This window comes from Longimicrobium sp. (assembly GCF_035474595.1).
GTDB lineage: Bacteria > Gemmatimonadota > Gemmatimonadetes > Longimicrobiales > Longimicrobiaceae > Longimicrobium.
Map to the genome: position 1 here is coordinate 25,770 of NZ_DATIND010000032.1, position 12,086 is coordinate 37,855.

Sequence of the window (12,086 nt, forward strand, 5' to 3'; positions counted from 1 at the left end):
TCCGCCCCCCGGCTCCCCTGGTGGTCCCCCCACGCCCGGCGCCCGCACCCAGCGGGCGCCGGGCTTGTTGCAGGGGACAGGGGACAGGGCAGGACCTGCCACTCAGCACTCAGCACTCAGCACTCAGCACTCAGCACTCCCGCACTCCCGCACTCCCCTCGTTGCCGCCCCGAACCCGGTGGGTTAGCTTTCTCGGGTTTGCGACCGATTCGCACCGGATTGGCCGATACTTCAGCGCGACCATGCCGACCTACGAATATCGCTGTCCCCAGTGCGGGACGGACTTCGAGAAGTTCCAGAAGATGAGCGACGAGCCGGTGGCCGAGTGCCCCGGCTGCGGCGCCGCCGCCGAGCGCCGCCTGTCCGCGGGCGCCGGCCTGCTCTTCAAGGGGAGCGGCTTCTACATCACCGACTACCGCGGCGAGGGCTACAAGAAGGCCGCGCAGGCGGATGGCGGCGGCTCGTCGTCGTCCGAACCCAGGTCCGACGCGAAGCCCGCGGCGGACTCGAAGCCCGCGCCCAAAAGCGAGAGCAAGCCCACGCCGAAGGCCGAGTGATGGCCGCCGACAAGCTGCAGGCCGAGCTCCAGCGCGTGCTGGGCGAGATGGGCGTCGACGCCGGCCACCCCGTCACCCTCGAGCGCCCGCGCAACCCCGACCACGGCGACTGGGCGACCAACGTCGCGCTCACCCTCGCCAAGCCGCTGCGCCGCTCGCCGCGCCAGATCGCCGACGAGCTGGCGGGGCGCATCGACGCGGCGGCCGCCGGCGTGAGCGCCGTGGAGGTCGCGGGGCCCGGCTTCATCAACTTCCGCCTGGCGGGCGACTACCTGGCCGCCGGGCTGCAGTCCATCCTCTCGGCCGGCGCCGACTACGGCCGCTCCAACCCGGGCGGCGGGCGGCCGGTGATGGTCGAGTTCGTCTCCGCCAACCCCACCGGGCCGCTGCACATCGGCCACGGGCGCCAGGCCGCGCTCGGCGACGCCGTCAGCGAGCTGCTGGCGTGGGCCGGGTGGAAGGTGCACCGCGAGTTCTACTACAACGACGCGGGCGAGCAGATCATGCGGCTCGCGCGCTCGGTGTGGGCGCGCTACCAGCAGGAATCCGGCGCGGACGCCGCCTTCCCCGAGGACGGCTACCACGGCGAGTACGTCCGCGAGATCGCCCGCGAGCTCATCGCCCTCCACGGCGAGCGGTGGAAGGGCGACGACTCGCCGGAGGCGATGGACGAGATGCGCCGCTTCGCCGTGGCGCGGCTGCGCGAGGAGCAGAACCGCGACCTCGACGGCTTCGGCGTCCGCTTCGACGAGTTCTTCCTGGAATCGTCGCTCTACACCTCCGGCCGCGTGGAAGACACCATCCGCCGGCTGCGCGAGACGGGTCACGTCTACGAGAAGGACGGCGCCGTCTGGCTCAGGACGACGGAGTTCGGCGACGACAAGGACCGGGTGATGGTGAAGAGCACCGGCCACCCCACCTACTTCCTTCCCGACGTCGCCTACCACCTTTCCAAGTGGGAGCGCGGCTTCCGGCGCGCCATCAACGTGCAGGGCTCCGACCACCACGGCACCACGGCCCGCGTCCGTGCCGGGCTGCGGGCGCTGGGGCTGCCGGAGGGCTACCCCGAGTACGTGCTGCACCAGATGGTGCTGGTGATGCGCGAGGGGGTGGAGGTGAAGTTCAGCAAGCGCGCGGGCGACTACGTGACGCTGCGCGAGCTGTACGACGAGGTGGGGGTGGACGTGGCGCGCTACTTCTTCCTCATGCGCCGCGCCGAGGCCCAGCTCACCTTCGACATCGACCTGGCGCTGGACCGGTCCGACAAGAACCCGGTCTACAAGGTCCAGTACGCCCACGCGCGGATGAGCAGCATCTTCCGCCGCGCCGAGGTGGACCCCGGGACGCTCGATGCCGCCTCGGCCGACCTGTCGCTCCTGTCCGACGACGCCGAGGCCGAGCTGGTGAAGCTCCTCCTCCGCTTCCCCGAGGTGGTGGCCGCGGCCGCCGAGCGGCACGCGCCCCACGCGCTGAGCGAGTACGCCGAGGAAGTGGCCGGCGCCGTGAACTCGTGGTACCACGCGGGGAACCGCGACCCCGCGCTGCGGGTGATCGGCCCCGGGGTGGCGCCCGAGGTTTCGCGCGCGCGGCTGGTGCTCGCGCGCGCCGTGCAGATCGTGCTGAGGAACGGCCTGGCCGTGCTCGGCATCACCGCCCCCGAACGGATGCAGCGCGAGAGCGGCGACGAGGCCGCCCTCGAAGCGGTCTGAGAACAATCAACGTAAAACCATGTCGATTCTCGTGGTTGGCAGTGTCGCCCTCGACACCGTCGAGACCCCCTTCGGCCGCGCCGACGAGGCGCTGGGCGGCTCGGCCACCTTCTTCTCCGCCGCCGCCAGCCTCTTCTGCCCCGTGCAGCTGGTGGGCGTGGTGGGAAGCGACTACCCGGTCCGGGCGCTCGACTTCCTGGCCGAGCGCGGGGTGGACCTGGCCGGGCTGGAGCGCGCCGAGGGCGAGAGCTTCCGCTGGGCGGGGAAGTACGCGTTCGACCTGAACTCGCGCGAAACGCTGGAAACGCGCCTGGGCGTGTTCGCCGAGTTCCAGCCCAAGATCCCCGCCGAGTTCCGCGACGCCGAGTGGGTGTTCCTGGGGAACATCGACCCCGAGCTGCAGCTGAACGTGCTGGACCAGGTGGCCGCGCCGAAGTTCGTGGCGTGCGACACCATGAACCTGTGGATCGACATCAAGCGCGACCGGCTGCTGGACCTGCTGAAGCGCGTGGACCTGCTGCTGGTGAACGACGCCGAGGCGCGCCAGCTCTCGGGCGACTTCAACCTGTCGCGCGCGGCGCGGTGGATCCTGGAGCGGGGCCCGCGCTACCTGATCATCAAGAAGGGCGAGCACGGCGCCATCCTCTTCACCCCGCACTCCACCTTCTTCGCCCCCGGCTTCCCGCTGGAAGAGGTGTTCGACCCCACCGGCGCGGGTGACGCCTTCGCGGGCGGGTTCATGGGGCACCTGGCGCAGTGCGGCCGCGTGGACGACCACGACCTGCGCCGCGCGGTGATCTACGGCTCCGTCCTCGGCTCGTACGCGGTGGAGCGGTTCTCGGTGGAGCGCTTCAAGGACCTGGCGATGGACGAGATCGAGGACCGCGTCCGCTCGTTTCGCGAGATGACCGTGTTCGAGCTGCCGGTGGACGCCGGTGTCTGAGACGCCGGCGGGCGGGCTCTCGTACGCGGCCGCCGGCGTCGACATCGACGCGGCGCAGCGGGCGATGGTGGGGGTCGCGCAGCTGGTGCGCTCCACCGCCACCTCCGACACGCTCTCGGAGCTGGGCTCCTTCGGCGGGCTGTACCGCGTCCCGCGCGACGCGCGGCAGCCCGTCCTCGTGGCCAGCACCGACGGGGTGGGAACCAAGCTGAAGCTGGCCTTCCTCACCGGCCGCCACGGCACGGTGGGCGAGGACCTGGTGAACCACTGCGTGAACGACATCCTGGTCCAGGGCGCCCGCCCCCTCTTCTTCCTGGACTACGTCGGCCTCGGCCGGCTCCGTCCCGGCGTGGTCGAGGAGCTGGTGGGCGGGATCGCGCGCGGGTGCCGGGCCAACGGCTGCGCGCTGCTGGGCGGCGAGACGGCGGAAATGCCGGACTTCTACGCCCCCGGCGAGTACGACCTGGCGGGGACCGTCGTGGGGATGGTGGAGGAGGACCGCGTCATCGACGGCTCCGCCATCCGCGCGGGCGACGCGGTCGTCGCGCTCGCCTCGTCCGGGCTGCACACGAACGGCTACTCGCTGGCGCGGAAGGTGGTGTTCGACCGGATGGGGCTCTCCGTCGACGACCCGTTTCCGGACGAGGACGCGAGCGTGGCCGACGTCCTGCTGCGCGTGCACCGCTCGTACCTGAAGCCGCTCTGGCCGCTGGTCGAGCGCGGGGAGATCCGCGGGCTGGCGCACATCACCGGCGGCGGGCTGGTGGACAACGTCCCGCGCATCCTGCCGGACGGACTTGATGCGCGCTTCGACCTGTCGTCGTGGACGGTGCCGCCCGTCTTCCGCGTGCTGCAGCGCCACGGCGCGGTGGACGAGCGGGAGATGTTCCGCGCCTTCAACATGGGCGTGGGGATGGTGGCCGTGGTCGCCGCGGACCGCGCGGACGCGGTCGTCGCCGAACTGCGCGGGGCGGGGGAGCGGGCCTGGGTCGCGGGGGAGATCGTCCCCGGCGAGGGCCGGACGGTGCTCGGATGATGGGAAGGACGAAGCTCGGGCTGGCCGCGGCCGCGCTGGCGATCGTCCTGACGGCGGAGAGCGCCCGGGCGCAGGTGGGGAGCTGCGTCGCCCCGTCGATGTTCGGGGGCGCCTGCCCGGCCGTCGCCCAGGCGCTGCACAGCGCGGTGCCGCAGGTGGGGATCGCGGCCGCGGGCGGCAACCCGCTGCAGGGGACGGCCAGCGTGGCCGGCGTGCGGCTCGGCTTCTTCCCCAGCCTCACCGCGGAGCTGCGCCTGACCGGCGCGCGGATGCGCCTGCCGGACGTCGGGAGCGCGAACCCGGCCGGGAGCGAGAGCGCGGAGCTGGTGGGCTCGGTGGACGCGGACCTGGCGGTGTCGCTCTCGCGGGGGCTGGCCGGCGGGGTGGCGGGGCTGGGCGCGGTGGACCTGCTGGCCAGCGTGGGGGTGCTCCCCGGCGGCGGCTCGCGCGAGGGCGCCAGCTTCACCTGGGGCGTGGGCGCGCGCCTGGGCATCCTGCGCGAGTCCTTCGGCACCCCCGCGGTGAACGTCTCGGCGATGTACCGCCAGGTGAACGGCGTGCAGGTCGGCTCCACCCGCGCGGGCACGCCGGGCGAGCTGGACTTCGGCGTGGCCGACGTGAGCGTCCGCGCCACGGTGGCCAGGCGGGTGGCGCGGTTCGGGCTGGTCGGCGGCGCGGGATACGACCGCTTCACCGGGCGCGATGCGCGCTTCTCCCTCACCGACGGCAGCGTCTTCCAGACGGTGGAGCAGGACGTGGACGAGGGCCGCTGGTCCCTCTTCGGCAACGTCTCGCTTCCGCTGACCGTGGGCGCCGTCACGCTCGAGGGCGGGTGGATGAGCGGCGGCGACGCCATTCCCGGTTATCCGTCGGCCGCGGCCACGTTCGACCCCGGCTCGGGGACGGTCTTCGGCAGCCTCTCCTTGCGGCTGTCGCTGTAACCCGTTCGGGTAGATGGAGATGCGACGCGGCGGGCGAGGGGCGACCTTCGCCCGCGCGTTTTCGGAGTCCGTAACCGGAAGGCATCATACCGGATTCGGAGATTGATCGTGCAATCCGACAGCACACGTGCGACCTCGCCTATAGATCCTTCGGCCTGCAACCGCGCGTGTGGGGGCAACGACGGCGTGGTCGGCCTCAGGATGACGTCTCTCTGTGCGTTTGGAATGCACAGGTGATTGCTAGATCCGATATCACACGGAGGAAACGGAGGGAACGGAGATACAGAGCAGTTCTCCGTTTCCTCCGTGTGATACGAAAATCCGGAGAAGGATCGGTACATCCTGCCGACTCACGTGCTGCCGCGCCCACAGATCCTTCGGCCTGCAAAGGGTTGGGATGATGCGAGTTGCGGTGTGGCCGGCCTCAGGATGACGTCGGGCGGGTGCAGTGCGGATGCAGAAGCCGATCTCCCCGGTTTGGTACGAGAATCATGAGTGAGCGTCCCGAGGACCGCGAATGGATGCGCCGCGCGCTGGCCCTGGCGCCGCGTGGGTGGGGCCGCACCGCGCCCAACCCGATGGTCGGCTGCGTCCTGGTCCGCGACGGCGCCGTCGTCGGCGAGGGATGGCACACGGAGTACGGCCAGCCGCACGCCGAGGTCGAGGCGCTGCGCGCGGCGGGCGATGCGGCCCGCGGCGCGACGGCCTACGTGACGCTTGAGCCCTGCTCGCACTTCGGGAAGACGCCGCCGTGCACCGACGGCCTGCTCGCCGCCGGGGTGCGGCGCGTCGTGTTCGCGGCGCACGATCCCAACCCGAAGGCGTCCGGCGGCGGCGAGGTGCTGCGCGCGGCGGGGATCGACGTCACCGGCGGCGTGGAGGAGCAGGCGGCGCGCGACCAGAACGCCGTCTTCTTCCACGCGCACTCGGCGGCGGGGGATGCGCGGCCGTTCGTCGCGCTGAAGCTGGCGCTGTCGCTGGATGCGCGCATCGCCGACCGCGACGGACGCTCGGTGTGGATCACGGGCGAGGAGGCGCGGGTGGAGACGCATCGCCTGCGCGCGGGGTTCGACGCGGTCGCGGTCGGCGTCGGCACCGTGCTGGCCGACGATCCGCTGCTGACGGCGCGCGGCTCCGTCATCCCCCGCATCCCCCCCGCCCGCGTGGTGCTGGACCGCGCGCTGCGGCTGCCGGTCGATTCCAATCTCGTCCGCACGGCGCACGAGGTGCCGGTCATCGCCATCGCGAGGGCGGATGCGCCGAAGGAGCGGCAGCGGGCGCTGGAGGGGGCCGGCGTGCGCGTCCTGACGTCCGGCGACGGCGTCGAACGGACGCTCGAAACGTTGCGGGAGGCGGGGATTCGGTCCATGTTCGTGGAAGGCGGCGCCGAAATCGCGGGATCGCTGCTGCGCGCGGGGCTCGTGGACCGGCTCCACCTCTTCTACGCGCCGGTCTTCCTGGGCCCCGACGGGCTGAGCCCCTTCGCCGCGCTGGAGAGCCCGGCGATCACGGAGGCGCCGCGCTGGAGGCGGGTGGAGACGGAGAGCTTCGGCGCCGACACGCTGGTCACGCTCGCACGGGAGTAGGGGTGTTCACGGGGATCGTGGTAGAGGTCGGCACCATCCAGGACGTGCGCGAGGAAGGCAACGGCGTCGTCTGCACCATTTCCTGCCAGGCGGTGCTGGACGGGCTGGGGCTGGGCGACAGCGTGGCCATCGACGGCGCCTGCCTGACGGTGACGTCGATCCTGGACCACGCCTTCACCGTGCAGGCGGTGGGGACCACGCTGGGACGGACGACGTTCGGGGGATTCGAGGCCGGGCGGCGGGTGAACCTGGAGCGCGCGCTCTCGCTCGGCCAGCGCCTCGGCGGGCACATCGTGCAGGGCCACGTGGACGGATTGGGAGAGGTGATCTCCATCCGCCGCGAGGAAGAGCTGGTGCTGATCGACTTCCGCATGCCCGCGGACGTGGCGTCGGTCACGGTGCTGCACGGCTCCATCACGCTGAACGGCATCTCGCTCACGGTGAACGCGCTCCCGGCGCCCGACGTCTGCCAGGTGTCCATCATCCCCTTCACCTGGGAGCACACGAATCTCGCGGAGCTGAGCGAGGGCGACGCGGTGAACCTGGAGGGCGACACCATCGGCAAGTACGTGCGCCACCTGCTGGGGATGCCGGCCGCGCAGTCCATCGGCGGCGCGGCCGAGCCGGAGCACGTGATGAAGGCGTGGGGGTACTGAAAAGAAGTGCTAAGTGCTAAGTGCTAAGTGCCAAGTGCCAAGTGCTAAGTGCTGCGGTTGAAGTCCGCGAAGGCGGACTGCGTGCCGTTGTAGCCGCGAGTTTACTCGCATTTTCGTCGGTAACACTCGCATTTTTGCCGGAAATCGCGCCGTTGGTCGGATTCGGCGGGTTGATCGTACCTGCACTGATCGAGCGTATCGGCGGTTCGAGCGTATAGAAGGAGGGAGACGATGCCGTTCGACACGGTCGAGGCCGCGATCGAGGACATCCGGAACGGGAAGATGGTGATCGTGGCCGACGACGAGAACCGCGAGAACGAGGGCGACCTCGTCTGCGCCGCGGAGCTCGTGACGCCGGAGATCATCAACTTCATGGCCACGCACGCGCGCGGCCTGATCTGCCTGGCGCTGACCGCGGAGCGCGCGGACGAGCTGGACCTGCGCCTGATGACCGACCACAACACCGAGGCGCTGGGCACCGCCTTCACCGTGTCGGTGGACGCGGCGCACCGCTTCGGCGTGACCACGGGGATCAGCGCCAGCGACCGCGCCACCACCATCCGCGTGGCCATGGACCCGGCCAGCGTCCCCGGCGACCTGCGCCGCCCGGGCCACGTCTTTCCGCTGCGCGCGCGCCCCGGCGGCGTGCTGCGGCGCGTGGGGCAGACCGAGGCCTCGGTGGACCTCGCCCGCCTGGCGGGGCTGAAGCCCGGCGGCGTGATCTGCGAGATCATGAACGAGGACGGCACCATGGCGCGCCGGCCGCAGCTGGAGGAGTTCGCGGCCCGTTACGGCATCCGCTTCATCACTGTGGCCCAGATCGTCGCGTACCGCCTGCAGCGCGAGCGGCTGGTGCGGCGCGCGGCCGAGGCCATCATCCCCACCCCGTCGGGCGAGTGGCGCATCATCGCCTACCACAACGACGTGGACCAGTTCGAGCACGTGGCGATGGTGAAGGGCGAGGTGGAGGGGGTGGACGGCGTGCTGGTGCGCATGCACAGCGAGTGCCTGACCGGCGACGTGTTCCACTCGCTGCGCTGCGACTGCGGCGAGCAGCTGGACGCCGCCATGCGCAAGATCGACGAGGAGGGGCGCGGCGCCATCGTCTACCTGCGCCAGGAGGGGCGGGGGATCGGGCTGGTGAACAAGCTGCGCGCCTACAACCTGCAGGACCAGGGGATGGACACGGTGGAGGCCAACGAGAAGCTGGGCTTCCGCCCCGACCTGCGCGACTACGGAATCGGCGCGCAGATCCTGCTGGACCTGGGGCTCCGGAACATCCGCATCCTGACCAACAACCCCAAGAAGATCGTGGGGATCGACGGATACGGCCTGTCGGTGCTGGAGCAGGTGCCGCTCGGCGTGAAGCCGAACCCGCACAACAGCGGCTACCTGCGCGCCAAGCGCGACAAGATGGGCCACCTCTTCCCGGTGGACGGGGAGGAGCAGCTGGACGAGCAGGCGGCATGAACAGAAGTGCGTGAGTGCGGAAGTGCGGAAGTGCGCTGGCTCCGCTCGAATCCGACGCACTCACGCACTCACGCACTCACGCACTCACGCACTTTCTTTCCGATGATCGAGCACGCGGGGCACTTCCGGGGTGACGGGCGGCGGTTCGGGATCGTCGTGGCCCGCTTCAACGACTTCATCACGCGGCCGCTGCTGGCGGGCGCGCGCGACTGCCTGCTGCGCCACGGCGTGGCGGACGACAACATCGAGGCGGCCTGGGTGCCCGGGGCGTGGGAGATCCCGGGGACGCTCGCCGTCCTCGCCGCCAGCGGGCGCTTCGACGCGCTGATCGCGCTGGGATGCGTGATCCGCGGGGCCACGCCGCACTTCGACTACGTGGCCGGGCACGCCGCCAGCGGCACCGCCGCGGTCGCCGCGGCCCACGACCTGCCGGTGATCTTCGGCGTGCTCACGACGGACACGATCGAGCAGGCCATCGAGCGCGCCGGCACCAAGGCCGGGAACAAGGGGTGGGACAGCGCCCTTGCCGCGCTGGAGATGGCCGACCTGTACGCCACGCTGAAGAACGGGGAGAAGGCCGGGTGAGAAGCCGCAGCAAGGCCCGAGGGTGGGCGCTCCAGGGGCTCTACGCGTGGGAGAGCCGCGGCGGGCAGCCCGAAGACGCGATGCGCATCCTGCAGACGCTCTTCTCCACCCTGCGCGTGTCGCCGGCCAACCGGCCGTACGCCGAGGTGCTGGTCCGCCTGGTGGCCACCAACCTGGAGCGCATCGACGCGCTGGTGCTGGAGGCGCTCACCAACTGGCGGATGGAGCGCCTGGCGGCCATCGACCGCAACGTGCTGCGCCTGGGCGTGGCCGAGATGCTGTTCGTGGACGACGTGGCGCCCCGCATCACCATCCGCGAGATGGTGCAGCTGGCGGAGAAGTACGGGACCCACGACAGCCCGCGCTTCGTGAACGGCGTGCTCGACGCGGTGATGCGCCGGGTCGCGCCGGAAGGGGCCGCGCCGGCGCGGTGAAGCTCCTCGTCATCAACTGGCAGGACCTGGCCAACCCGCACTCCGGCGGCGCCGAGGTCCACCTGCACGAGATCTTCGGCCGGCTGGCGCGGCGCGGGCACGGCGTCACCCTCCTCTGCTCCGGCTTCCCCGGCGCCTCGCCGGCGGACGAGGCGGACGGGATGCGGATCCACCGCACCGGCGGCCGGCACACCTTCACGCTGGCAGCCGCGCCGTTCTACCGCCGTCATCTCGCCGCGGAACGCTTCGACGCCGTCGTCGAGGACCTGAACAAGATCCCGCTCTTCACGCCGTACTGGGTCGAGCGCCCGCTCGCCCTGCTCGTCCACCACCTCTTCGGCACCACCGCCTTCCGCGAGGCCTCGGCTCCGTTCGCCGCGGCCACCTGGATGCTCGAGCGCCCCATCCCCCTCGTCTACCGCGGGCTACCCGCCGAAGCCGTCTCGGAGAGCACGCGCGACGACCTGGTCGCGCGGGGACTCAGGCGGCAGGACATCCGCGTGATCCACAACGGCGTGGACGTGGATTTCTTCCGCCCCGATCCATCCATCTCCCGCGACGCGGAGCCCACCTTCCTCTCCGTCGGCAGATTGAAGAAGTACAAGCGGATCGACCACGCGATCGAGGCCGTGGCGCGTCTCAGGGCGCGCAACCGCTTCGTGCGGCTGGTGATCGCGGGGAAGGGGGATGACGAGCCGCGGCTCCGCGAGACCGTCGCCCGCCTGGGCGTGGGGGATCGCGTGACCTTCGCGGGATTCGTGACGGAGGAGGGGAAGCGCGACCTGATGCGGCGCGCGTGGGCGACCGTGCAGCCGTCGCCCAAGGAAGGGTGGGGGATCACCAACATCGAGGCCGCCGCCTGCGGCACGCCGACCATCGCCAGCGACTCGCCCGGCCTGCGCGAGTCCGTGGTCCACAACACCACGGGGCTCCTCTACCCTCACGGCGACGTCGCCGCGCTGGCGGACGCGCTGGAGCGGCTGGCGATGGACGAGGTCGAGGTCGCGCGGCTGGGCGCGGGCGCGCATCAGTTCGCGCAGGGCTTCACCTGGGACCGCGCCGCCGACCTCACCGAGGCGCACCTGGCGGAGGTCGCCGCAAGCCGCTGACGAAAGACCGGGTTCGATCGATACGGTTCGGTGCAGCTTCCGTTGGAATGCACTCTTTTGTTTCCGGAACATTCCTTCCGGGCTGAATGGACGGGGAGTTTCAAGTAGTCGATCTGCATCAAGTTAGATCATCATCACCTCGACGTACGCGTGTGGCACCGGGCGTGCCTTGATGGCGCGGAAACCCCAAATCTGCAACGGCTCCGCATCACCTGTCCGGGGCCGCCACCCATCCGCGTCTCGAGGATCGTCATGCGTCACCCCTGGAAGCGTCTTCCCGTCGTCCTTGCTGCCATCGCGCTGGCCGGCTGCTCCGGCGACCTGCTCGGCCCGGCCGGCGCGCGGCGTGCCATCATCCCGCCGGCGCACAACCCCATCATCTTCGTGCACGGCTGGCACGGCACCGCGTCCACGTGGACCACCATGATCGGCCGCTTCAAGGCCGATGGCTGGACCGACGCCGAGCTGAGCAATTTCACCTACAGCTCCGACCAGTCGAACGCCACCACCGCCAAGCTGCTGGCCGCGCGCGTCGACTCCGTGCTCGCCGCGACCGGGGCCACGCAGGTGGACATCGTCAGCCACAGCATGGGCGCGCTGAGCACGCGCTACTATGCGAAGAACCTGGGCGGCAGCGGCAAGATCGACGCGTGGGTCTCGCTCGGCGGGCCCAACCACGGGACGCAGACGGCGTACGCCTGCTTCACCACGGCGTGCCAGGAGATGTACCCCGGCAGCACCTTCCTGAAGAACCTGAACTCGGTGGACGAGACGCCCGGCACGCCGCGCTATGCGACGTTCTGGTCACCGTGCGACGAGGTGATCAACCCCGACAGCAGCGTGCCCCTGAGCGGCGGCGCCGTGAACACCCAGACGTCGTGCCTCACGCACAGCAACCTGCACGAGGACGCCACCGTCTACGCCAAGGTCCGCGACTGGGTGAAGTAGACCGGGACATCAGTTCATCGCACGAAAACACCCGGAGACGTCATACTGAGGCCGGCCGCGATGAACTCGCCGCCGCACCGGTGACGGCAGGCCGAAGGATCTATCGCCCGTC

Annotated in this window: 12 protein-coding genes; all 12 read left to right on the forward strand. The window is 70.9% G+C overall.

The window, feature by feature from the left end; all coding sequences use genetic code 11:
* The first annotated feature begins 242 nt into the window (after nt 1-242).
* Nucleotides 243-557 carry an FmdB family zinc ribbon protein gene (locus VLK66_RS05780; protein ID WP_325308432.1) on the forward strand — a complete coding sequence of 105 codons (315 nt, stop codon included), beginning with the start codon at nt 243-245 and terminating at the stop codon, nt 555-557.
* Nucleotides 557-2,266 carry an arginine--tRNA ligase gene (gene argS, locus VLK66_RS05785; RefSeq protein ID WP_325308433.1) on the forward strand — a complete coding sequence of 570 codons (1,710 nt, stop codon included), beginning with the start codon at nt 557-559 and terminating at the stop codon, nt 2,264-2,266. The genes VLK66_RS05780 and argS overlap by 1 nt, the downstream gene beginning before the upstream one ends.
* Nucleotides 2,267-2,285: 19 nt before the next feature.
* Entirely contained in the window at nt 2,286-3,209 is a 924-nt protein-coding gene (locus tag VLK66_RS05790) for a PfkB family carbohydrate kinase (RefSeq protein ID WP_325308434.1), read from the forward strand.
* Nucleotides 3,202-4,245, forward strand: a complete 1,044-nt coding sequence (gene purM, locus VLK66_RS05795; RefSeq protein ID WP_325308435.1) for a phosphoribosylformylglycinamidine cyclo-ligase — start codon at nt 3,202-3,204, stop codon at nt 4,243-4,245. Before VLK66_RS05790 ends, purM begins: the two co-directional genes overlap by 8 nt.
* Complete coding sequence (locus tag VLK66_RS05800) at nt 4,242-5,186, forward strand: hypothetical protein (RefSeq protein ID WP_325308436.1); 945 nt, start codon at nt 4,242-4,244, stop codon at nt 5,184-5,186. The genes purM and VLK66_RS05800 overlap by 4 nt, the downstream gene beginning before the upstream one ends.
* A gap of 491 nt (nt 5,187-5,677) precedes the next feature.
* Nucleotides 5,678-6,772, forward strand: coding sequence for a bifunctional diaminohydroxyphosphoribosylaminopyrimidine deaminase/5-amino-6-(5-phosphoribosylamino)uracil reductase RibD (ribD, locus tag VLK66_RS05805; protein WP_325308437.1), 1,095 nt, complete (start codon nt 5,678-5,680; stop codon nt 6,770-6,772).
* Nucleotides 6,773-6,774: 2 nt separating this feature from the next.
* Nucleotides 6,775-7,428, forward strand: coding sequence for a riboflavin synthase (locus tag VLK66_RS05810; protein WP_325308438.1), 654 nt, complete (start codon nt 6,775-6,777; stop codon nt 7,426-7,428).
* Nucleotides 7,429-7,659: 231 nt separating this feature from the next.
* Nucleotides 7,660-8,898 (forward strand): bifunctional 3,4-dihydroxy-2-butanone-4-phosphate synthase/GTP cyclohydrolase II, encoded by a 1,239-nt coding sequence (locus tag VLK66_RS05815; RefSeq protein ID WP_325308439.1) that lies wholly within the window; start codon nt 7,660-7,662, stop codon nt 8,896-8,898.
* Between the two features lie 102 nt (nt 8,899-9,000).
* Nucleotides 9,001-9,483 carry a 6,7-dimethyl-8-ribityllumazine synthase gene (ribH, locus tag VLK66_RS05820; protein ID WP_325308440.1) on the forward strand — a complete coding sequence of 161 codons (483 nt, stop codon included), beginning with the start codon at nt 9,001-9,003 and terminating at the stop codon, nt 9,481-9,483.
* Nucleotides 9,480-9,917 (forward strand): transcription antitermination factor NusB, encoded by a 438-nt coding sequence (nusB, locus tag VLK66_RS05825; protein ID WP_325308441.1) that lies wholly within the window; start codon nt 9,480-9,482, stop codon nt 9,915-9,917. Before ribH ends, nusB begins: the two co-directional genes overlap by 4 nt.
* A complete protein-coding gene (locus VLK66_RS05830; RefSeq protein ID WP_325308442.1) occupies nt 9,914-11,026 on the forward strand; it encodes a glycosyltransferase family 4 protein in 1,113 nt (370 codons plus the stop codon). The genes nusB and VLK66_RS05830 overlap by 4 nt, the downstream gene beginning before the upstream one ends.
* A gap of 252 nt (nt 11,027-11,278) precedes the next feature.
* On the forward strand, nt 11,279-11,974 hold the full coding sequence (locus tag VLK66_RS05835) for a triacylglycerol lipase (RefSeq protein WP_325308443.1): 696 nt from the start codon (nt 11,279-11,281) through the stop codon (nt 11,972-11,974).
* Nucleotides 11,975-12,086: the final 112 nt, after the last annotated feature.